This window comes from Alkalihalobacillus pseudalcaliphilus (assembly GCF_028610675.1).
Taxonomy (GTDB): Bacteria; Bacillota; Bacilli; order Bacillales; family Bacillaceae_D; genus Alkalihalobacillus; species Alkalihalobacillus pseudalcaliphilus.
The window spans coordinates 143,522-166,808 of the sequence record NZ_JAQQWS010000003.1; the positions used below are offsets into that span (position 1 = coordinate 143,522).

Below are 23,287 nucleotides of genomic sequence, written 5' to 3' on the forward strand. Positions count from 1 at the left end.
TTATAACCTTCATCCTTCAACAAATTCCTACTAATAATTCTTAAGATATAATTAAATAAGTCGAATTAAAGGATATTTCCTTAATTTTATCGAATATCAAAAATACCTAGTTTTTTTGTGCATTATTAGTCTTTTATTCCTATCAATTTAAAAAAGGAGGAAATTCCATATGGAAAAAATAACATGTGACATTAAATACGATCATAAAGTTAACTTTGCTTTACAGCAAAGTCATATTCCCGTTATCAAGTCATTATCTATTCAAAATAAGACAGAATCAAAGTTGAGCAATCTAAAAATAACTATACAATCTGATCCGTATTTTTCTCACCCTTACCAGCTTCACATAGAAAATTTACCAGAATCAGAAACAATTGAGTTAAAACCAGAACTTCTCTTATCTACTTCTTTTCTAAGTCAATTGGAAGAAAGTATTAGCGGGCAATTACATATTCAAATATTTGAAAATGATCTAACCATTTACTCTGATCAAATAAAGATCGATATACTATCATTTGATTGTTGGCCCGGAGGAGCTATCTTACCTGAAATTATCTCTAGCTTCATCACTCCAAATCGACCATTCATACTAGAAATCATCAAAAAATCAGCTAGTATCCTTGAAAAAAACACAGGCTCTACTGCATTTGATGGATACCAAAGTGGTGACCCTAATCGTGTGATCGCACAACTAGCCTCTATTTTTACATCGATACAGTCTTTTGGAATCTCCTATATAAATCCACCTGCTAGCTTTGAAGAAAACGGACAAAAAATCAGATTTCCAGATTTAATTCAACAGCACCGATTAGGGACTTGTTTAGACTTAACACTTCTTTATGCAGCTTGTGCAGAAGCTATAGGTATTCATCCCATAATCATCTTTTTGCGCGGACATGCCTTTCCAGGCTTCTGGTTAAAGGACTTTGCTTTATCAGAAAGCTACCAAGATGATCAAAGCATCATTACTAAACATTTAGCAGATGGTATTAACGAAATTCTTATTATTGAATCGACATTATTAACAAACTCACAATCTTCATTTCAATCCGCTATATTAAAAGCAAAGGAACAACTCAATGAGCCAAACTCATTTCAATATTTTATTGATGTCTATCGAAGTAGAATTGGTCAAATCAAACCATTAGCCATACAAGTAAATAATGATACTCAACTTAAAGTATCAGAAGTTGAAGATACACTTGTTAGGTTTAATGAGAAACTAAGCTTCGAGCAGGTACAAATCATTCCCGAAAGCGAACAAACAGCTCAAGAACATAACAAAGTACTTTATTGGCAAAATAAACTTATTGATATGAGTTTAAGGAATAATTTATTAAACTACCGTTTTACCAATCGCGGAATCCCGATTGTTACAGCGAATTTATCTCAAACCGAAGATTTATTAGCAATGGGGCAGAAAGTCTTTATTAAACCAGTTCCTAGTGAATGGAAGCAGTATGTAAGAGACTTCAGCTCTAGTGAATCATTAGTTCATTCACAAATTATACAAGAAGACATGAAAAATAACCGCATCCGCTCAACGCTTACCGATATTGGATTAGAGAAGGAGCTTGTTAAGCTTTATCGTAACGCCAAAAATACACTCGAAGAAAGTGGAGCGAACTCTTTATTTGTTGCATTAGGATTTTTAAAATGGTTTGATGATAAATCGTATACGAAAGAACGATTTTCCCCTATTCTATTAATGCCTGTTAACCTCGTTCGTGTGTCAGCAAAAAAAGGCTACTATGTACAAGCTCGAGATGAAGAAGTCCAAATTAATATTTCATTAATTGAATTTTTAAATCAGAAATTCGGTATAAATGCCTCAAGATTATATGACATACCTAAGGATGATCACGGAGCTGACGTTAAAAAGATTATGACCACACTCCGTAGGCTCATTATGCCTATGGACAGATGGGATATACTTGAACAAGCTAGCATTGGATTATTTTCATTTTCCAAATTTGTAATGTGGAATGATCTCGTTCACCTTGCAGAGAAATTAAAAGAAAATCAAGTAGTAAAAAGTTTAATAGATGGCACATATCCTGGAGAAGTTAAAGATTCAAACTTATCTTCTTTAACAGCAGAAAAAGAAGCAGAGGCAATATCTTATATTCCACTAAGTTCTGATAGTACACAAACAGAAGCCATTTTAGCAATGGAGGATAACAATAGCTTTGTCTTACATGGACCACCTGGCTCTGGAAAATCTCAAACAATTACAAATATGATTACACATGCATTAGGTTCAGGAAAAACAGTTCTTTTCGTAGCTGAAAAAATGGCTGCATTAAATGTCGTACAGAAAAGATTAGCTGATATTGGCTTAGGAGATTTTTGTTTAGAGATTTACTCCAATAAAGGGCAAAAGAAAGATATATTGGCTCAACTTGAAGCGACCATTGAAAAACAAGCACAAACGAAAGAAACACCTTGGAGTGAAAAAACTAATGAATTAGTCCAATTAAAACAAGTTCTTAACGCTTATGTATTAGAACTCCATCAAAAGACCAATCTTAATCAAAGTATTTTTGAGATGATTGAGAGCTATTCAGCTATTGTTACGAACAATGCTGAATTAAGTCTAGACAGAGAAGCCGTGAAACTAACAGATGCCGCACAACTTACAAAAACTAAAGAGTTACTTAAACAAATAGAAATTACTGCTTCCAGTTGTACAGCACCTAGTGGGAACCCTTGGAAAGGGATGAATGTTACTCAATATTCATTAAAATTACAGGATGAATTGCTAGAGAGCCTTAAAATTATCCAACAGGAAGGTACTAGGTTTGAAAACATTGATAAAAAACTAGGACAACTTGGATTCATTTGCTCTAAGAAAGATAAAAAGTGGTATCAATTTATTCACAGTACTCTTCCCCTCTTTCAAAATAGTAAATACGGAAATAGAGATTTATTAGCTGACCCGAACTTTAATAGTATAACCGCTACGGTTAAAGCGACGATTCAAAAAGGGCAGGCATGTGATGAATCAAGAAAAATGGTAAGTAAGAACTTTGATTTATCTATATTAAAAAAAGACATTGAGCCCCTTCTTCAAAAGATCCGCTCTGCTAATAACAGTTGGATTCTTAAAAAGAAACTACTCATTCGTTCTATCAAACAAGAACTGAAGAAATATGTGACATCTAAAGTAAAATTAAGTGATAAAGAACTAGAAAAATCGTTACAAGTTATCAAAGATTTTCAAGATAATCAATTAGTAATTAATCAACAAGCACAAAAAATGGAATCACTATTTCCGTCATTATGGAATAGTGATTCCATTCAATGGACAGCAATGATGGAGTTTATAGAAGGGCTAGAGGAAATCAAAAATCACTCAGAAGCCCTTAAGCTGCAGGAACAGGATTGGATCACATTGATCAAGCAGATTGAAGGACAGAGGGACTATTTTTTCTCTAATGAAGGAGTAAAATTTCAGCAAGAATTTATCCAATCCTTTGAACTTTTTGACCCGCAATGGCAAACGATTAATCGACTCTTAGAAACCAATGATTTTGAAGAAAGCTCGCAGGACGAATGGTTTTCTTTTATGACAGGTAAAGTGGGACGTTTAATCAATGTACTCCCAACACTCAAAGATAATTGCCTATTAACGACAGCGTTAGAGCAAGCCAATCAAGCAGGACTGTCACAGGTAACATCTGCTTATTTATCAGGAAAGCTCCAACACGATGAACTCGTGACATGCTACTTATATCAATTCTATCGCATACGTATCGATGAAGAAATTTCAAAAAGTAGGTACCTAGTTCAGTTTTCTAAATCAAGTTTTGAACATAAGCTAGAGAAATTTAATCATTTAGATGACGAATTAAGTGAATTAACAAAATTAGAGGTATATATTAAGCTCATGAATACGATTCCTACAATCCATCAAACTAGTATCCAAAGTTCAGAACCTGGTATTTTATTAAGAGCCATAAAAAGCAAAGGTCGTGGTATGTCTATTAGGCAGCTGTTTGAGCGTATTCAAAAATTATTGTTCAAATTAAAACCTTGTATGCTAATGAGTCCTTTGTCAGTCGCCCAATACCTTGATCCTACTTTTCCAAAGTTTGATTATGTTATTTTTGATGAAGCCTCTCAATTACCAACAAGTGAAGCAATTGGAGCAATGGCAAGAGGTAGAAATGTAATAGTTGTCGGTGATCCAAAACAGCTTCCACCAACGAGTTTCTTCAACTCTCAACAAAATGAGGAATCCTTTGAATTAAGCGATATGGAAAGTATTTTAGATGACTGCTTATCGATCCAAATGCCACAAAAACACTTACGCTGGCATTATCGAAGTGAGCACGAAAGTTTAATTTCATTTTCAAATAATCACTTTTACGAAAATAAACTTGTTACTTTTCCATCTACAGATGATAGTGTCTCGCGTGTGTCCTTCCGTAATGTCAACGGTATTTATGATAGGGGGAAAACAAAAAAGAATCACATTGAAGCAGAGGCTATTGTTACCGAACTGTTTAACCGTTTAAAGGAGCCGATTAAACAGCAGGAAAGCGTAGGGATTGTAACCTTTAGCCAAGTGCAACAAACTCTAATAGAAGATTTAATTGATGAAAGGTTAATGAATGAACCGGAGTGTGAGAGGTTTTTCTCCGATGAAACAACAGAGCCTGTTTTTGTCAAAAACCTTGAAAATGTCCAAGGTGACGAACGAGACCTTATATTATTTTCCATCGGGTATGGACCTGATTCAACTGGTCAAATTACACTTAATTTCGGACCATTAAATAGAGATGGTGGATGGCGTCGCCTCAATGTTGCCGTATCTCGAGCGAAAAAAGAAATGATTATATTCGCCTCAATGGAACCTGAGGGAATCAATCTATCGCGAACAAAAGCTGAAGGAATTCACAGTCTTCGCTCATTTATGGAATTTGCCAAAAAAGGAAATGAACCATTATTACTTGAAAACCGAAGGAGTGTAATACGACCAAACTCTGAAATCATCATTCCACAAATCAAGGCTTTCATTAAGAGCCATGGCTTTAAGGTCAAAGAGAATATTGGTAGCAGTGAATATAAGATTGATTTAGCTGTTGTTCATCCAGACAAAGAACAGGAATACTGTGCTGCCATACAGGTAGATGGTCATCAATATGCTCGAAGAATTACACCTCGTGACCGACATAAACTAAGCACGTCGATGCTAAATAAACTAGGATGGTATACAATCCACGTTTGGTCTATTGATTGGTGGCACAACAAAGAGCAGCAATTACAGCAAATAATCGACCAGATCAACGAGTATTTACAAAAAAACAATCAACAGACAAATCGTCTATTAAGTAATCAAGTAAACAAAGTAATTCCTTTTGAAGAGAAAATTAGTCATTTCCTTCTTCAAAAGGAACAGACTGAGGATACGTTGCTTCATACAAAAACCATCTATCAATCTACCCAACTAGAAAAACCACCATATGATAATCAGATGTTTTATTCGATTGAAGGGGCTCCTGTGATTCAAGCACAATTAAGAGAACTGATTCAGAAAGAATCACCGATTAGCTTGACTCAGATTACAAGAGCTATTGCTTCTAGTTGGAAATTTACTAGAGCAGGAGCAAAAATAGAATCAGTCATCAAAAATCAATTAAAGCAACTCCCTTATTATCAAACGACGGATTCTAAAGGCTGTTTTCTATGGGAAAGTCGTCAGCAATACGAACAATTTATTGACTTTCGAACCTATAGTGAATTGAATGAGGATAGTAAAAGAAGACTCCAAGATATTAGCAAAGAAGAATTGGCGAATGGCATTCAACAACTTATCCAATCAACACTTTCATTACCAAATGAAATTCTAAATCGTGAAATCATTAAACAACTTGGTTATGTCCGTACAAGCCCAGCCATCGAAGCTTACATGGAAGAAGCTTTGCAATTGGCTAAAGCTAAAAATTGGGTAGATATAAACGAGGATAACGTAGGATTTATTACAGTCGTCACTGTTTAAAAAATTCCCGCTGTATATTTAAATACAGCGGGATTATATATTTTAGTAAATTGATTATCTTCCTCATACTAACTTATATAAATGACGCTATTTAATGGTGTTGAAAAAAGGGTTTCTTTCCATCCATATCGAAGTATTATTATAAAGGCAAGCAAACATGTCATGTCAATAATCCTACTTATTTGATAATAATTTTAATTTTATATCTATTATACTTCTCAATTGAACTAGCTACATGAGAATTGAGGTAGGAAAGTTAAGAAGCAGAAGTAACAGATAAGAGAAAGGTTGAGATCAACTATTTCATCATTTATATTACTCTCGTTTTCTTTACAGCCAAATTTATCAATAGATTTTTTAACTTTAATATCTTCACCGATTCCTCTAATTAAAAGGTAAGGAAATCAAATTGGAATTAATTCCTTCGACATTTCAGTAACCGCTGTCATAATTATTCTAAAAGGATTTTTCACAACCTACATCTAGCTTTCACAAAAAATTTATCATTTCTTCAAACAACCCCCTTTCATTTTTATAAATAATTTACTATAATGATTACATAATAATAATTATCATCTGAGATTTGTTCGCAGATGTGTGATTATATTCTACTAATCTTTAAAAAGAAAAGGAGAATTTGTAATGAGCGAAAATAACATTATTTCTGAAGCAAATGACAACCAAAATTCTGGGGGTAAATGTCCTTTTTCACACGGTGCGACTACAAGTGCTAAATCGAGTGGGACAACAAACAAAGACTGGTGGCCGAATCAATTAAACCTTAACATTTTACATCAGCATGATTCAAAGTCTAACCCAATGGGTGAGGAATTTGATTATAGTGAAGAATTCCAAAAATTAGACTATGATGCATTAAAGAAAGACTTAACTGACTTAATGACAGATAGCCAAGATTGGTGGCCAGCTGACTATGGTCATTACGGTCCTATGTTTATCCGTATGGCATGGCATGCTGCGGGTACGTACCGTTCTGGTGACGGCCGTGGTGGTGGTAATACAGGTAACCAACGTTTTGCTCCACTTAATAGCTGGGCTGATAATGCAAATATCGATAAGGCACGCCGTCTCTTATGGCCAATTAAGCAAAAATACGGTAACAAAATCTCTTGGGCTGACCTTTTATTACTAACGGGGAACGTTGCAATCGAATCTATGGGTGGTAAGACATTCGGTTTCGGTGGTGGACGAGCTGATATTTGGAACCCAGAAGAAGATATCTATTGGGGTAACGAAACGGAAATGCTTGGCGATAACCGTTACAGCGGAGACCGTGAGTTAGAAAACCCTCTAGCCGCTGTACAAATGGGTCTTATCTATGTCAATCCAGAAGGTCCTAACGGAAAGCCAGATCCAGAAGCAAGTGGACGCGATATTCGCGAAACTTTTGCACGCATGGGAATGAATGATGAAGAAACGGTTGCCCTGATTGCAGGTGGACATACATTTGGTAAAGCACACGGTGCCGGAGATGCTGAACAAGTCGGTGCAGAGCCAGAAGCAGCGCCACTTGAAGCTCAAGGCTTAGGTTGGTTAAGCTCACACGGTAGCGGAAAAGGCCGTGACACAATTACAAGTGGAATTGAAGGTGCTTGGACAGCTAATCCAATTCAATGGGATAACGGCTACTTCGATTTATTGTTTGGTTACAAATGGTGGTTAACAAAGAGTCCAGCAGGTGCATGGCAATGGCAAGCAGTTGATCCAGATGAAAAGGATTTAGCTCCTGATGCTGAAGATGCATCCGTCAAAGTACCAACAATGATGACAACTGCTGACATGGCTTTACTTCATGACGAAGCTTATGAGAAAATCTCACGTCGTTTCCATGAAAACCCTGAAGAGTTTGCCGATGCGTTTGCTCGTGCTTGGTTCAAATTATTACACCGTGACATGGGGCCTAAAGCTCGTTACTTAGGACCAGAGGTTCCATCTGAAGAGCTAATCTGGCAAGATCCAGTTCCAACGGTTGATTATGATTTAACTGATGCTGAAGTTAGTGAACTTAAAGAAAAAATCCTTGCAACAGGCCTTACTGTAAGTGAGCTTGTTAAAACAGCATGGGCTTCTGCAAGTACGTTCCGCGGTTCAGACAACCGTGGTGGAGCAAACGGTGCACGTATTCGCTTACAGCAACAAAGAAATTGGGAAGCGAATGAGCCAGCTCAGCTTGAGAAAGTTTTAGCTAAATTTGATGAACTACAGGCTTCATTAGATAAAAAGGTAAGTATCGCTGATTTAATCGTACTTGGTGGTAGTGCCGCTATCGAAAAAGCAGCTAAAGACGCTGGATTTGACGTAACAGTCCCATTTGCAGCAGGACGTGGAGATGCAACGGAAGAACAAACAGATGCAGAGAGCTTCGATTACTTAGAGCCAGTTGCTGATGGCTTCCGTAACTTCCAAAAAACCGAGTACAGTGTAACATCTGAAGAGCTACTAGTGGATAAAGCACAATTACTAGGTTTAACAGCTCCAGAAATGACTGTTCTTGTTGGTGGACTTCGTGTACTAGGTGCGAACCACGGCGATACGAAATACGGTGTCTTCACTGAAAATGTTGGAACACTTACTAACGACTTCTTCACAAACCTACTTGATATCGGAATTGAATGGAAACCAGTTGACGGTTTGACGTATGAAGGCCGTGACCGCTCAACAGGTAAAGTTGTTCGTACAGCCACACGTGTAGACCTAGTATTCGGTTCTAATTCTGTACTTCGTGCTCTAGCAGAAGTATATGCTCAAGACGATAACAAAGGCAAATTCATTAACGACTTCATCAATGCTTGGGTAAAAGTAATGAACGCCGATCGTTTTGACCTTAAAACTAAAAAGCTTGAGTTTGCTAAGTAATCAAGCTAAAACCCAGTCTCCTTTAATGAGACTGGGTTTTCTTATATTCATTAACATTCACCTTTATATGATGCTTCTTTACGTAAGCAATGGTTTTAATTTATTCATGACCTCCTGAAGGCACTTTTTTGGTGCCTCGCCGACAATTTTATAATCTCTTTGTCTAGATTTTATATCTACACTTTTAATATGATGAACAAGAATGGCACCATCTACCCCACAACTGTTGATGTCTTTTGACAGTTCCACTTCGAATATATTCCCTTTTCTTTTAGAGGTAATGGGACAAACTATAACAAACGGAGTTTTATCATTAAAAACTTCTGGTGAAAAAACTAGGGCGGGTCGATATCCCTTTTGCTCATAACCACTTGAAGGATTAAAATTTAACATGATAATATCACCACGTTTTAAAACTGTCACAACCATTCCTCACCTTCAGCACCAAGCTCAATCTCTTCATGCTCTGTAGAAACATCATACTTCTCCATTAATTCTCTTAAAGCCCATTCTTTTAAATTAGACTTTTCAATAATTAATGCGTGATTTTCAATGCGAATTTCGACTTCGTCCCCATTATTAACTTGAAGCATTCTTTTGTAGACGGGAGGAATTCTGATGACACTCGCATTTCCCCATGCTTGAATCGTCGTTTTCATCCTAATATTTTCTTGCTTTTTATTTCCTGGCATCTTACCACAACCTTTATTCAAAGTATTTACACGTATATATCATTCGGCACATCGTATTGGCCTTTATTTCTTTAAATAGGTTTTAACATTAAATTAATCTACCCGATATTCTGACGTTTTTTTAATAGGATCGTAGGGAATGGAATAGCATAGAAGTTATATTTGGGAGGTCATGATGGAACTAAAAGAAACGAAACAACTAATTGAAACCGCTATGGATCATTTATCTAGCCAATCTAACGTATGTAGTTCAAGCGAGGAAAATCAGGCTAACTATTGTTCATCAGCAAAAGAAATATTAAAAACAACAGACAAAATCGTCAAGAGCTATATACGTGTCTCGACTGAAAAAGAAGGCATACTCAGAATTCCTGCTTACCGAATTCAACATAATAATATTAGTGGTTATTATAAAGGAGGTATCCGTTTCAGCGAATATGTGAATGAAAAAGAAGTTGAGAATTTAGCTATCCTAATGACTCTTAAAAACTCTTTGTATCGACTCCCTTTTGGTGGGGCAAAGGGAGGAATTAGCATTGACCCACGTAAGTTTTCTGAAAAGGAATTAAATCAAATAAGCCGCAAATATGTACAACGATTTGCTCCGGATTTAGGTCCTTCCCATGATATCCCCGCCCCTGATCTTGGTACGAACGAACAGACGATTGATTGGATGGTTGGTGAGTATAAAACCATTCATCCTGGTAAGTCCTATCATGGTTCGTTCACAGGAAAAAGTGTTGCTAACGGTGGTGTACGTGGTCGTCGAGAAGCTACAGGAATAGGAACATTTCTTAGCTATTCTTGGCTGATTGACGATTGGTTAAGTGAACAACGGAAGCAGAACGCTCCCAATCGTACCCCTCAATGGCAAACATTAAATCGACTGTTTAACGAGGAAGAAAAAGAGATTCGTGTTGCTGTTCAAGGCTTTGGCAATGTCGGCAGTATTACGGCACAGCAAGCCTTCCATTATGAAAAAACTCGCCACAAAGTCGTTGCTGTTTCAGACCGTTCCACGACACTTTATCACCCAAATGGTCTTGACATCGATAAGCTTATTACTTATACAGCTACACATCATGACTTACCTACTAATCTAGAAGAATTAGCGGAAGCTAGAGTTGAAGCCCATGTATTACCTGCGGAGGCCGTTCTTACCATCGACGCAGATGTGCTGTTTCTCGCTGCAGTGGAGGACCAAATTGTTGCTTCTAATATGGCTGATATCTCCGCCAAAGTTTTAGTTGAAGGTGCCAATGCCCCTATTTCACTTGAAGCGGATGATTATTTAGAGAAGCAAGGCAACATCGTCATCCCTGATATTATGGCTAATGCTGGTGGGGTCATTGTTTCTTACTTAGAATGGAAGCAAAGCTTAACGGAAGAACGTTATTCGAAGGAAAAAACCCACCATGAGATGGCTGAACAAATGATTCCTACTTTTGAAGCTGTTTATCAAGCATATTTCTCTTCCACAGAAAAAACGTTACGATTTACATGCTTCACTGTGTCACTAAGACGTCTCGTTGACTTACTATATCGTCACGGTAAGTTATATTAAGCAAAACTTTATTCTTCTTTTTCAATTACAACCTACGATAATTCCCCCTCTCTTCTAATAGCACTGGCCGAACCCCCCTTATTTCAAGGGACGGTTTGGCTTTGCTATTTTCTTCTAAGACAATATGACTATGACCCAATTTATGACGCTATGCACGTTTATTTCATGCCAGAAACGGTTATGTATACCTTAGTTTCTAAGTCATATGCGTTCAAAATTTATTTTTAATATGCCGTAAGTATATTTTGTAAAATGTTCTTTTTTCAAAAGCCTTACAATAATGACAAAATAGCATTTTTGCCCTAGTATCTTTTTCATTATTTTATCCTTACTAGAGTTTAGTCTAGTAGTATATTGTCCTTATATTGAATCATTTTATTAACAGAATGATATAAATCAAAGCTTCTTATGATAAAATATGATCGAATTTTACAGAATTTTGTAACTCCCATTTGAAACCAAATGGACAATGCAGACGTATTTAAGTTATTCAATGACATTCAATGACATTCAATAACAAAATAGGAGGATATGAAACAATGAAAAAATTAATAATGGTTTTTATCATTACAAGCTTAACGCTTATGATAACCGCTTGTGGAACGAATGAGGATACCCCAACAGAGGAAGTTGCTGGAGACGGTGAACCAAGTTCAGAAGAAGTCGAAACAAACGATGAATTAGAGGAAGAAAACACAGCTCAAAATGAAGAAACAGAAGCTGACTCAGATGAAGGATCTGAAGTGTTTACTACCTCATCAAATAACAGTTCAAGTGCCAAGGATGAGAGTTCAACTGACAGTTCAGGGGAAGCAACCGAACTAAATACTAACCTTTTAGATTCAGATAAAGTATTTAAACACATGGATGATTCCATTGTTATGACTTTAAAAGAAGCCAAGTTTACGACTAGTTATGAACCATCTAATGGAGACGGCTCTAATGTGAGAAACGCACCGTCAAGCTCTGAGGTTTATCTATTACTTACTGGTACTATAAATAATGATACAACGAGTAGCGTGTCTTTCGGGAATGTATTAGGACCTATCAACTTTTCATTAACATACGATGGTAAACATGAGTTTGAAAACATAGCATCTAGTGAAAATAATGAAGGAACCGATTTCACTGGCTCTTCAATCGATGCCCTTACTGAAGGGAATATCTATGTTCGCTTCCAAGTACCTTTACCTGTAGCTGAAAACAGCGATAAACCTTTAGTATTAACAGTGATTATGGATGGAGAAGAATTTGAAATTCCTTTACGCTAATGAACACAATCGAGTAAAAGGCACTTTCTCTTTGGAAGTGTCTCTTACTGCTTATCTGATAGGAACTTAAGAGAATTAGCCGTAGCGGAGATTTTATATCTCTTTAACTTTTTTATCGTCCACTAGTGGATCAACCCAATCATCGCTTTCCCATTCAGGCTTTTTATGTTTTTCACTTGGGGCAAAAAATATAAATCCAAAAGGAATACCTATTATAATTAGTAAGAATGAAAACACGAACCTCTCTGCATCACTAAATATATAGTCGTAAAGCTCATGTCCACCGTTATTATGATAACCTCACATCAAATTTAGTCAGGCATTGTAAGAGCGTCATGACTTCACTCGATTGTTTCTTATAAGCTTCATCATGACTTACACTTATTAAAGAGCTCAACACAGCTTCCTCCGTCGCCTCACTTGCTGCTCGGAAAGCGAGATCAATTTCTTCCTCATGAATAGTAGGTATGGTTAGCAAACGACCATTTGGTTGATGTGGGATTTTGGTAGCTGTGGAAAATCCGATCATAATATCTCCACTTCCATTAGCAATTTGTGCGCCTGTTTTGGCAAGACCTATAACTGACCTCTGTATAATCCTTTTTAACTGGCGCTCACTGACAGGTAAATCAGTCGCCAAAATAACGATCACAGAGCCTTGATCCTTTTCATTAGGAACGGTATTCATTTTCTCAGTAAGCTCTCTTCCCAGCAAACGATTGTTTATCGTTAAGTCTTCAAGCTGCCCAAAGTTAGTTAAAGTAAGAACTCCGAGTGTATATAGCCCATGATGTAACGGGATTTTCCTTGAGGCTGAACCAATGCCCCCTTTTAACGAATAACAAACCATCCCCCTTCCTGCACCAACTGCTCCTTCATCAAAATCAGCAGATGCTTGTTGGATCGCCTCCTTAACATGTTTAGTTTGAATATGTCTTCCTCTAATATCATTAAGTTTCATATCATTACATTCACCAACAACTGGATTGACCGTACCTGTTGTTGCACCGATTTCTGAGTTTTGCTCGATCATATAGTCGATTAGTCCTTCTGTTGCTGTTCCGACACTTAATGTATTCGTAAGGATAATCGGTGTTTCAATCGTTCCTAGTTCATTGATTTGAATCGTTCCGACCGTTTTTCCAAAGCCGTTTAAGATATGGGTAGCTGCCACTAACTTGTCTTGAAATATATTTCCTTGGTGTGGTAGTATCGCTGTGACTCCTGTCTGTACTCCACCTTTATTAATCGTGACATGTCCTACGGTCACTCCCGCAACATCACTAATAGAATTTCGCTCACCAGGCTCCATCTTCCCCATTTTTATCCCGTAGTCATTTAATCTTTTTACTTTCAAATACTTTCACCCTTTCATTTAACCTCTAAGTGCCTAGTACTCACTTCCCCTACAGCCTTCATCTCGGAACAACCACTTCTGATAGAAAGTAATTCTCTCACTCAAAAGTTAGGAAAGCTCATGTTATTCATCTGCTTTAATAACATTTTGAATACATCCACCTTATCCATTAATATCATTTATAATTTTCCGAATAATAAGCATATGATGACGGTCATGCTCATATGTGACCTTCATAAATTCCGTAAGCTCCCCTAAAAAGGCTTGATAATACATATCATCTAAAGCAATAACATGTATGGTCGGTTCATCATTATAAAAATCACCTATATAAACATAGCTTGCTTCATAAGGTTCAACATTGACTGTACCTTTCGTTCTCTCTTTCGTTTCATTTTCCACACCGTCCACAAAAAGAGTGTCTATGTCAAAAGCATAACTATTCAAACCTGACATTTCCTGTTGACTTCGTTCCAATACTTCCTCTGTGGTTAACGGTTCTTGACAAGCCGTCAAAGCAAAAAATCACATAGGAACAAAACATGATGTAAACGCACCTAACTCCCCCTAAATTTCTTATCTTAAGATAGTTTACCATAGATGATAACCTATATTGGACGCTATCATCTATTTGCGTTATACCCATTGTTAAGGGGCAAGTAGACTCTATTACCAGGTGGAGCTATGGCTATTATACATTCTATCAGTGAAAGTAAGCTAGCACCGACTAGTAACCAGTTGTTGACGCTCTAAGAAACTACTGTTACCATAAAAACAAATACATTATAGGACAGGTGAAGCCATTCGGCATAATGGAAGATTTTCATTCACGATCTTGATTATGGCTGGAGATGTATAGAACAATCGCTTTGATGCAAAATTAAATAAGTATGTTTACATGCTTATTTGTTGTGCTCAAAAATGGTTGTTTTTGCTCTCCTAATGGTTGCCTTTTGTAAACCGTAGAGCAAAGACTCTACGGTTTTTTGTATGGAGGTTACTTATGGACGATAGTTTGTGCCATGAAGTTAGCTGGTCATCCATCTCGCGATAAATGAACTTAGTAGGACAGTGCTCCCTGTTTGTTCAGCCCGACTCCTGATGGTAATCGAGTTGTAAACGTGCCAACAGTTTGAACAGTCGCCACTACTTTCATCTTTGTTGGTGGCACTTCATTCAATTAGTTTTTGTTCATTTTCATTTTAAATGAATGGTGTTTGATGGTTTTGTGAACTTGAGAATTATCAGTAACCCAGCAGACGAAAACATGCGGAGACTCCCATGGGACATAGTGGCAGACCGAAATCCACTAGCGAAGCTAGTTAGTTCGGTGCCACCCCATAGGACACGGAGCATGATTTTCGGGAGCGATGAGTATAGATCTGCATATCAGTTTTAAGCAACTTTCATATAAAAATTTAATCAAAAGCCATCTAGTACAGAAGCAAAACCAAGTGGAACGCGACTGATGGTAACGCCTGTATGTATTTTACTTACATCTTTCTGAAGGAGGAATTTTTATGTATAAGAGTTTACTGAGCGAGATTGAAAAACCAGAAGTATTTAAAACATCTAGGAACATGTTTTGGCAGGACCCACATATTGCTACACACCTACTTGAAGCTCACTTAGCCCCCGAACACGAAGGGGCTAGCCGAAATCCAGCATTTATTAATCAATCGGTTGCTTGGATTCATCATAACGTTGCCAAAAAAACGAGTCAGTCTATTATTGATTTTGGCTGTGGTCCCGGTCTATATTGTGAACGTCTCGCCCAAAAAGGCTATCAAGTTACAGGCGTTGATTTCTCCCAAAACTCGATTGACTACGCTAAGCAACAGGCAAAGAAACAAGGTTTGGACATTCGTTATCGATACGAGAACTATTTACATGTTGACTTAGGGGAAAAATTTGATGTCGCCCTACTCATTTATTGCGATTATGGTGCACTTAACCTTGGAAATAGAAAACGAGTATTACAAACCATTTGGAATCACTTAAAGATAGGAGGGAGATTGATTTTAGATGTTTTCACTCCTACACAATTTGATGGCTTTCAGGAAATGAAAAGTTGGGACTATAAACAGGAAGGCGGTTTTTGGACAGCAGAGCCTTATATGGAACTCAATCAAAACATTAAATATAAGGACCATATATCATTAGAACAAACAACCGTTATCACGGCATCATCAACTGAAACCTATTATATTTGGAATCAATATTTCACAAAAGAGATGATTCAAAGGGAACTAACCGATACGGGGTTTTCCATAATCGAATTCTATAACGATGTTAGCGGTGCACCGTATCAAGAAAACAATCCAACTATGGCCATATTAGTCGAAAAGAAATAACAGAGTGGATGGTCGCAACAAATTTGCGACCTCCTTTTACTAGCCCTTCACTTTCAAGGCTACGCGTTTCTCTACCATTAGAAGGATTTGGTTTGCACCTAAAGCAATCGCGGCAATTAATACGGTTCCGATGATTATTTTATGTGTAGCGTTTTGATATAATCCTTCAAATAATAACTCACCAATTCCGCCTGCATTAATCCAAGCAGCAATTGTCGAAATACCAATGATCGCAACGGTAGCAATCCTTACACCGCCAATGATAATCGGTAATGCGAGAGGTAGCTGAATTTTCCAGAAAAGTTGTACCTCATTTAACCCCATCCCCCGAGCAGCTTCAATAACAGATGGGCTGATTGACTGAAATCCCACCATGACATTTCTCACTAAAACCAATTGACTATAGGCTACTAAGGCAATGATCGCTGGTTCAGTTCCTAAGCCAACAAGCGGAATTAACATCGCAAAGACAGCTAGACTCGGAATCGAATACAGTACGCCAAGGACAGACAATACCGGTGTAGCAAGCCATTTGACCTTAGTTAAAACAAAACCAATCGGAAGTGCCAAAATAAGGGCGATACCTAGTGCGACACCAACTAAAGTCAATGTCTCCACAAATAAAGAAAAAATATGATCATAATAATTGCTTAAATAAGACGCTAACATCATTCACTCACCGCTGCGGCGATTTCTTTTTTATTCAATTTCAGCTGTTCAAACGTTACAATTCCTTGGATTTCTTGACTTTCATCAACCACGATTACTTGCTCTTTATCTACCTCTAGCAAAATATTCAAAACATGCTTTAAGCTTTCACCCTTGTCTACTAACCATTCATTTTCTATAGACAAACGTGCTAACTCACCCTGATTTTCAATCGGTATCATAACATCTTCAGCCTTTAATAAACCTAAAAGTTGAAAAGCATTATTAGACTGAACAAGCTTAGAGACAAATTCATTAGCAGGTTGCAAAATAATATCAATAGGTCTGCCATATTGTTGGACAATACCTTCATCCATGACAATCAACTGATCACCTAACTTTAACGCCTCATCTATGTCATGAGTAACAAAAAGTATCGTCTTGTTTAGCTTTTTTTGAATTTGCAAAAGTTCATCCTGTAGGCTAACTCTAGTAATCGCATCAATGGCTCCAAACGGCTCATCCATTAATAAAATCTCTGGATCGCTAGCCATCGCTCGGGCAAGCCCCACCCTTTGCTGCTGACCTCCCGACAACTGAGAAGGATATCGCGTTCGGAATTGTAGAGGATCTAAATGAACCAATTCCAACAATTCATCGACTCTCTGATTTATTTTCTTTTTATCCCACTTTAAGATTTTAGGTACAATCGCAATATTTTCTTCAATACTCATATGGGGGAATAATCCAGTATTTTGAATGACATAGCCCATTTTTCTACGTAGCTCTGTTACTTTCATCGAGCTTATATCTTCACCATATATAAAAATTTGACCAGAAGTCGGCTCATACAACCGATTGACCATTTTTAACAATGTTGTTTTACCAGACCCGGATGTGCCTAAAATCGTCACAAAGCTTCCTTTTTCTATACCGAGGCTGGTTTCTTTCACAGCTGATTTATCGGATTTCTTAAATCGTTTCGTTACATCTTGAAATTGAATCAACGTGTCCCCCATCGTAACTCCCTCCATTATTAAAGCAAGAGACCACTTAGCCAGTAAAAGGCTGACCAAGTGTTCCCCATATTTATCCAATCATTTATTCGAACGAACTTCCGTTTTTCTCTAAAAATTCCTTGGCTACCTCTGCATACTCACGACCTTCTATATCCACTTCTGCATTCAGCTGCTGTAAAACTTCATTATCTAAAAGGGCAGAAACCTCATTAAAAAGGGCTTCTATTTCTGGCTGTTTTTTTAAAGTCTCACCATAAACTACCGGTGCAACATAATAAGGCGGCCAAAATTGTCCGTCATCTTCTAACAAAACCAATTCGTCACTCGTTAAATCACCATCCGTCGTAAAACCAACCGTTACATCGGCTTCACCATTCAAAATAACTTGATATTTAATCCCATAATCATATAAATCAATCGAGGCAAAATTCATCTCACCATACGCTTGTTCTAAACCTATCAATCCATCCTCACGTTCTTCAAACTCTGGAACAGATGCCAATCGTAATTCAGAAGCAACCTCTTGCAATCTTGATATCGTATATAAATCATACTGCTCTGCGATTTCAGCCGTTGTGACTAATCCTTGAGAGTTATTTGCATTCGTTGGCTCTAACCAAAATAAATCAAACTCTTCTTCATAAGCTGAAGCTACCGCCTCATAGACCGCTTGCTGATCAGAATCTGGCTCCATCTCTAAAATATTGATTAGCCCTGTTCCTGTATATTCAGGATACATATCTATTTCTCCGCTTCGTAAGCTTTCATGAGCAATCATTGTTCCACCTAAATTTAAGTTACGTTCAACTTCGTAACCAGCTTCCTCTAGCTTAAGGGCATACATTTCACCTAAAATTAATGATTCAGTGAAGTTCTTAGAACCTATTTTTATTACATCCTCATCACTACCACATGCCGTTAAAATAAATATAAAAAGTATCAGTACAAGCCCTAATTTTTTCATCGTTTTCCTCCTATTATATAGCTCTCTGATAAGAAGTTAGTCCTCTTTCTAGTGTTGAAAATATAATCTCTGAAAATATCGTCAGCATGGCAACAGGTATCGCACCAACGAGTAGTAACGTCATATTATACATACCTAGACCATTAATAATAAATTGACCTAAACCACCACCACCGATAAATGCAGCTAAAGTGGCTCCTGCAATCACTTCAACACTCGCTGTTCTACAGCCTGTAATCATAAGTGGGGTTGCTAGTGGCCATTCAATCTTCCATAATAAATGCTTTTGACTTAAACCCATCCCTGCTGCTGCTTCCTTTACGTCACGGTCAATGTCTCGAAAGCCAATGTAGGTGTTGATAAGAATAGGAGGACAAGCTAAAACCGTTAAGGCGAATAAAGCAGGATAAAATCCCGTCCCCATAATTGGTAAAACAATGACGAGAATAGCCAAGCTTGGTATAACACGGATTCCATTCACCACATTCATGACCGTACTTGAAATTCTTCCATACTTCGCACAGAGAATACCTAGTGGAATACAGACAATAAGTGCTATTAGTAAAGCCATTCCACTTAAAAGTAAATGACTCTGTACCGCACTGATAAATCGATCCGAATTCGCTAGTATATAATCAAACACCTTCAGTCCTCTCCCTTCCTTTCCTATAGAAAGATTCTACATACTTTTGTTCTCTGCTATGTATAACTTTTTCGATATCACATATTTAATATGACCATAATAAATACCCTATCAATCAGTAACTGAAACGTCTTTTTCTATTGTCAATTCAAATATATTGTTTTAGAAAGAAATTACTTCAAAAAAGAAAAGCCTGTGACACTTTACTACTCTTAAACGGTCACAGACTTTGATTTTCTTTTTGAAAGTTCATTGAGGGGTGCTTACTTCTTCCCAACGTAAATGAGCATCCTGTTTCACTTTAATTAATCAATGTATCTGAAAATTCAGTTGTCAATCTTATTAAATATGTTGGTAATCCGTAAACGAATAGTATTGTCTCAGCTCATTTCCTTCTAAGGGTTTACTACACCAACACCTGCATATTCCTTAACTAACTCCTTCACTTCATCTACACTCACTGTTTGATAAAAGTAAGGCGGTGTAAAGTTTGTCGTAGAATTAGTTGGCATACTACCTGTGCTATTTTCAAAAAGATTATCCACTACGTTCCAAAAGCCTGTTTGATTACTATGCCAGTAACCAATAGGGTTATTACTATTCTCAAAATGATTACGTTCCACTAAAATTTCAGCACCCATACGTGAGTTTACCGCTGTATCAATGATGCCATCAAAATAATTATTATAGAGATGGGCTTCACCATAACGAATACTTGGAACTCGTGAATTCAAATTTTCGAAATAGTTGTTGTGGAATGTGATTGTACGATGATAATTATCACTATCCGAATTTCCCATTAACATTGCTTTCCAACTATCATGAACATAATTCCATGAGAACGTAACATAATCAACATTTCTTTTCACATCAAATAACCCATCATAGTAATCCTTATGAACATCCAAACTCGCATGTAACTCATTATGATCAACCCAAATATTACTTGATGGACCTTCAATACTTATCGCATCTTTATCACCGGTATTAACTTCATGTATTTTTAAATTACGAATAATGATATTATCCGCTCGCCAAACTTTGATCCCAATTCCATTTAATACACCATTCGATCCTACACCAAGAATTGATACATCTGAAACGTCTTTAATATCAATTTTACTAGCTGATGTATTCGCAGGAGTAATTGTACCGTTTACATAAATCGTTAAAGGGGTATGTTGATTTTTATTTTTCAAAGCGGCTAAAAGCTCAGCACCCGTTGTTACGGTTACAATATCTCCACCTTCACCACCTGTTGTTCCCCCACCGAGTGTTGCATACCCTTGCATCGAAAAATCTGGTGTTGCGGCGAATGTCGCTGTTCCCGTACATACAAGCATAAATACTAGCAAGAACCCAACTACTTTCATCCCTAACTTTTTCCCCATAAGTCATCTCCTCTTTTTCTGTAAGTAATTTGCTAAAAGTGAAAATTAATCTGCTTTTACCTCCTCACACACTTTATATTGCTTAAGGAGCTTGTCTTATTTCCTTTTAAGAGAAATTAAGGTAAAGGTCACAAAACGAACATACATCTACGATCTCTTATGCAAATCTTGTAATAGTAGTTGGATATTGTGCCCATTGGACGGGACTTTTGTAACAATAGAAGAAAAACTTCTCATTTCATATAACACGTCAGAAAATAATATTTTTAAGGTCCCATACTTCAGTTCTTCTTGGATCGTCGTCTCCGATAACAGTGCTAACCCCATCCCATTCATGACGCTACTTTTTATCGCCTGTGTTGAACTGAAAACAAAACTGTCCTTAACTCGAATCCCCCTTGTTTTAATAAAAGTATCAAATGATTGTCTCGTACCAGAACCCTCCTCACGCATGATCCATACATGATCGTGCAACTCATCAATCTTTGTAACTTTTTTCCTATAATTAACCGAACATACAATAACAAGTCTATCTTTTTGAAAGGAAGTTTGTCTGATATCCCTTGCATGAATAGTCCCTTCTACTAAACCAATATCTACTTCTAGCTTTCGAACAGAGGCCATAATTGATTCTGTATTTCCAATCATGATATGAAAGTCTAATAAAGGATAACGATTATGCCAATCAGCAATCATTTTTGGTAATAAATATTCACCAATAGTGAAGCTAGCACCAAATCGGATAAGCCCAGACACTTCTTGCTTTTTGTTATAAAGCGTGTGTTGTAATTCTTGATAAATCTCTCGAATTTGTAAGGCTTTTTCATAAAAAAGTTCACCCTCCATGGTTAAACTCACATGTTTGGTTGTTCGTTTTATAAAAATGGTTGCAAACTCGCGTTCTAAGTTTTTAATATGAACACTGACAGTCGGCTGTGATAACGCTCGTTTTTCTGCTGTCTTCGTAAAATTTTTCTCTTGTACTAGCGTAAGAAATGTTTCAAGTTCATCCATATGCATGGTTATCACCTCTTTTATTAATATTATTAATAATAATGATTATATATATTCATTTCAAAAATAGATAGAAGAGGCGTATCCTTATTTCGACAGGAGGAACAGCATGAATCAAATTTCACACAACAAGAACCAGTCATACGCTCTAGGAATCACATTAACGCTTGTGATCGCTTTTGCTGCACAGATACTTATTAAACTACCTTATTTACATATGGTAGGCCCACTTATCCTTGCCATTATACTAGGTATTTCCTTCAATACTATATACTCTGTGCCATCGAGATTTCATAAAGGTATTGAATTTTCTAGTAAGAAATTATTAAGAGCAGGTATCATTTTATTAGGATTACGCCTACACCTAGGAGATATCCAAGCTGCTGGTCTTAGCACTTTTATATACGCCTTCATTCTTGTTTTAACAACACTTATTTCCGTATATAGCTTAGCTAGACTCTTCAAGGTTCATCAAACTTTAAGTCTTTTGACAGCATGTGGAACAGCGATTTGTGGTGCAGCAGCCATTATTGCCATTGCTCCACTGGTAAAGGCCAAGGACCAAATGACAGCGGTAAGCATTACCGTCATTGCCTTACTAGGTACGCTCCTTACATTGCTGTTCACTCTATTATACCCTCTGTTCCCTTTAACAGATTATCAATATGGGTTATTAGTAGGTGGAACATTACACGAGATCGCTCATGCCATTGCCGCTTCTACAGTTGGTGGCGTTGTTGCCGAGGATATTGCATTAATTGTTAAATTAACCCGTGTAATTTTACTCGTTCCAGTAGCAGTCTGTATCGGTGTCTTATTCAATTACTTTAATAAGAAAGATGAGGAAGGACCAAGTACTTCAGCAGGCATGGCTAGTTTCTTACCATCATCAACAAGCCCAATGAAACCAAAAATGAAATGGCCAATACCTTGGTTCATTTTCGGCTTCCTTGCCATGAGTACGGTCAATACATTCGGTCTACTTTCAGAAACATTAACAGAAACCCTTATTTCTCTATCCTACCTCTTCTTAGCGATGGCAATGGCAGGGGTTGGATTAAAGGTGAAATTGAATGCCTTTAAAGACATAGGTCCAAATATTTTATATGCCGGGTTGATTGGAACAGTATTATTAGTAGGCCTCGGTTATCTATTACTTTCATTCATGTAAAAGAGAAAAGATGAATCGCTCTTGACCCAGCGATTCATCTAAGTGTCAAACAATTGGTGCCTTCTTGTTATTTTGCTCTGTCAGCACGCCATTATCCATTTTATATACATATTCGCAGAGTATAGAGATATCCTCAGAGTTATGACTGGAAAGCAATACGGTTAAGCCTTCGTTCTTAAATCGCTTAATCATGTCACGCATATCATGAACTCCGGACTCATCCAATCCATTCATTGGTTCATCTAAGATAAGTAACTTAGGTTTCTCCATGATCGCCTGTGATAAACGGGTTACCTTTAGAACTTCAATCTAAAGGTAGCC

Annotated in this window: 17 protein-coding genes; 6 read left to right on the forward strand and 11 right to left on the reverse strand. The window is 37.1% G+C overall.

Features of this window, described 5'->3' with window-relative positions:
- Positions 1–169: 169 nt before the first annotated feature.
- Together PQ479_RS09155 and katG are read left to right on the forward strand one after the other, a co-directional pair.
- Positions 170–6,004 carry a DUF3320 domain-containing protein gene (locus PQ479_RS09155; RefSeq protein ID WP_047989906.1) on the forward strand — a complete coding sequence of 1,945 codons (5,835 nt, stop codon included), beginning with the start codon at positions 170–172 and terminating at the stop codon, positions 6,002–6,004.
- A gap of 642 nt (positions 6,005–6,646) precedes the next feature.
- Positions 6,647–8,878, forward strand: a complete 2,232-nt coding sequence (gene katG / locus PQ479_RS09160; RefSeq protein ID WP_047989907.1) for a catalase/peroxidase HPI — start codon at positions 6,647–6,649, stop codon at positions 8,876–8,878.
- 78 nt (positions 8,879–8,956) lie between these two features.
- Here katG and PQ479_RS09165 read toward each other — a convergent pair whose 3' ends face one another.
- Both PQ479_RS09165 and PQ479_RS09170 read right to left on the reverse strand, forming a co-directional pair.
- Positions 8,957–9,301, reverse strand: coding sequence for a type II toxin-antitoxin system PemK/MazF family toxin (locus PQ479_RS09165; protein WP_273716946.1), 345 nt, complete (start codon positions 9,299–9,301; stop codon positions 8,957–8,959).
- Positions 9,298–9,570: an AbrB/MazE/SpoVT family DNA-binding domain-containing protein gene (locus tag PQ479_RS09170; protein ID WP_053070481.1), complete on the reverse strand. Its 273-nt coding sequence runs from the start codon at positions 9,568–9,570 to the stop codon at positions 9,298–9,300. Before PQ479_RS09170 ends, PQ479_RS09165 begins: the two co-directional genes overlap by 4 nt.
- A 175-nt stretch (positions 9,571–9,745) precedes the next feature.
- Here PQ479_RS09170 and PQ479_RS09175 point away from each other — a divergent pair, with 175 nt between their 5' ends.
- Both PQ479_RS09175 and PQ479_RS09180 read left to right on the forward strand, forming a co-directional pair.
- On the forward strand, positions 9,746–11,134 hold the full coding sequence (locus PQ479_RS09175) for a Glu/Leu/Phe/Val family dehydrogenase (RefSeq protein WP_047989909.1): 1,389 nt from the start codon (positions 9,746–9,748) through the stop codon (positions 11,132–11,134).
- 539 nt (positions 11,135–11,673) lie between these two features.
- Positions 11,674–12,405 (forward strand): hypothetical protein, encoded by a 732-nt coding sequence (locus PQ479_RS09180; RefSeq protein WP_047989910.1) that lies wholly within the window; start codon positions 11,674–11,676, stop codon positions 12,403–12,405.
- Positions 12,406–12,694: 289 nt separating this feature from the next.
- Here PQ479_RS09180 and PQ479_RS09185 read toward each other — a convergent pair whose 3' ends face one another.
- Together PQ479_RS09185 and PQ479_RS09190 are read right to left on the reverse strand one after the other, a co-directional pair.
- Positions 12,695–13,762: a DmpA family aminopeptidase gene (locus PQ479_RS09185; RefSeq protein ID WP_273716947.1), complete on the reverse strand. Its 1,068-nt coding sequence runs from the start codon at positions 13,760–13,762 to the stop codon at positions 12,695–12,697.
- Positions 13,763–13,924: 162 nt separating this feature from the next.
- A complete protein-coding gene (locus PQ479_RS09190; protein ID WP_047989911.1) occupies positions 13,925–14,278 on the reverse strand; it encodes a hypothetical protein in 354 nt (117 codons plus the stop codon).
- Positions 14,279–15,282: 1,004 nt separating this feature from the next.
- On the opposite strand from PQ479_RS09190, the gene PQ479_RS09195 reads away from it, so the two are divergent.
- A complete protein-coding gene (locus PQ479_RS09195) occupies positions 15,283–16,116 on the forward strand; it encodes a class I SAM-dependent methyltransferase (protein ID WP_047989912.1) in 834 nt (277 codons plus the stop codon).
- 39 nt (positions 16,117–16,155) lie between these two features.
- Here the strand turns inward: PQ479_RS09195 and PQ479_RS09200 are convergent, their stop codons facing one another.
- The 6 genes from PQ479_RS09200 to PQ479_RS09225 form a co-directional block, all read right to left on the reverse strand.
- Positions 16,156–16,785: an ABC transporter permease gene (locus tag PQ479_RS09200; RefSeq protein ID WP_053070482.1), complete on the reverse strand. Its 630-nt coding sequence runs from the start codon at positions 16,783–16,785 to the stop codon at positions 16,156–16,158.
- A complete protein-coding gene (locus PQ479_RS09205) occupies positions 16,785–17,783 on the reverse strand; it encodes an ABC transporter ATP-binding protein (RefSeq protein ID WP_047989914.1) in 999 nt (332 codons plus the stop codon). Before PQ479_RS09205 ends, PQ479_RS09200 begins: the two co-directional genes overlap by 1 nt.
- Positions 17,784–17,865: 82 nt before the next feature.
- Positions 17,866–18,747: an ABC transporter substrate-binding protein gene (locus tag PQ479_RS09210; protein ID WP_047989915.1), complete on the reverse strand. Its 882-nt coding sequence runs from the start codon at positions 18,745–18,747 to the stop codon at positions 17,866–17,868.
- Between the two features lie 13 nt (positions 18,748–18,760).
- A complete protein-coding gene (locus PQ479_RS09215; protein WP_273716948.1) occupies positions 18,761–19,390 on the reverse strand; it encodes an ABC transporter permease in 630 nt (209 codons plus the stop codon).
- A 395-nt stretch (positions 19,391–19,785) separates the two neighbouring features.
- Entirely contained in the window at positions 19,786–20,733 is a 948-nt protein-coding gene (locus PQ479_RS09220) for a pectate lyase family protein (RefSeq protein WP_273716963.1), read from the reverse strand.
- 195 nt (positions 20,734–20,928) lie between these two features.
- Positions 20,929–21,801, reverse strand: coding sequence for a LysR family transcriptional regulator (locus PQ479_RS09225; RefSeq protein WP_047989917.1), 873 nt, complete (start codon positions 21,799–21,801; stop codon positions 20,929–20,931).
- A gap of 103 nt (positions 21,802–21,904) precedes the next feature.
- Here PQ479_RS09225 and PQ479_RS09230 point away from each other — a divergent pair, with 103 nt between their 5' ends.
- Positions 21,905–22,966 (forward strand): YeiH family protein, encoded by a 1,062-nt coding sequence (locus PQ479_RS09230; protein WP_047989918.1) that lies wholly within the window; start codon positions 21,905–21,907, stop codon positions 22,964–22,966.
- Positions 22,967–23,011: 45 nt separating this feature from the next.
- Here PQ479_RS09230 and PQ479_RS09235 read toward each other — a convergent pair whose 3' ends face one another.
- Positions 23,012–23,236, reverse strand: coding sequence for a P-loop NTPase family protein (locus PQ479_RS09235; protein WP_047989919.1), 225 nt, complete (start codon positions 23,234–23,236; stop codon positions 23,012–23,014).
- Between the last annotated feature and the right edge of the window lie 51 nt (positions 23,237–23,287).

Coding starts and splice junctions, on each gene's coding strand:
- PQ479_RS09210 (WP_047989915.1), bottom strand. CDS start 18,747: ATGAAAAAATTAGGGCTTGTACTGATACTTTTTATATTTATTTTAACG.
- PQ479_RS09180 (WP_047989910.1), top strand. CDS start 11,674: ATGAAAAAATTAATAATGGTTTTTATCATTACAAGCTTAACGCTTATG.
- PQ479_RS09175 (WP_047989909.1), top strand. CDS start 9,746: ATGGAACTAAAAGAAACGAAACAACTAATTGAAACCGCTATGGATCAT.
- PQ479_RS09205 (WP_047989914.1), bottom strand. CDS start 17,783: ATGGGGGACACGTTGATTCAATTTCAAGATGTAACGAAACGATTTAAG.
- PQ479_RS09225 (WP_047989917.1), bottom strand. CDS start 21,801: ATGCATATGGATGAACTTGAAACATTTCTTACGCTAGTACAAGAGAAA.
- katG (WP_047989907.1), top strand. CDS start 6,647: ATGAGCGAAAATAACATTATTTCTGAAGCAAATGACAACCAAAATTCT.
- PQ479_RS09220 (WP_273716963.1), bottom strand. CDS start 20,733: ATGCTTGTATGTACGGGAACAGCGACATTCGCCGCAACACCAGATTTT.
- PQ479_RS09155 (WP_047989906.1), top strand. CDS start 170: ATGGAAAAAATAACATGTGACATTAAATACGATCATAAAGTTAACTTT.
- PQ479_RS09200 (WP_053070482.1), bottom strand. CDS start 16,785: ATGTTAGCGTCTTATTTAAGCAATTATTATGATCATATTTTTTCTTTA.
- PQ479_RS09230 (WP_047989918.1), top strand. CDS start 21,905: ATGAATCAAATTTCACACAACAAGAACCAGTCATACGCTCTAGGAATC.
- PQ479_RS09195 (WP_047989912.1), top strand. CDS start 15,283: ATGTATAAGAGTTTACTGAGCGAGATTGAAAAACCAGAAGTATTTAAA.
- PQ479_RS09235 (WP_047989919.1), bottom strand. CDS start 23,236: ATGGAGAAACCTAAGTTACTTATCTTAGATGAACCAATGAATGGATTG.
- PQ479_RS09170 (WP_053070481.1), bottom strand. CDS start 9,570: ATGCCAGGAAATAAAAAGCAAGAAAATATTAGGATGAAAACGACGATT.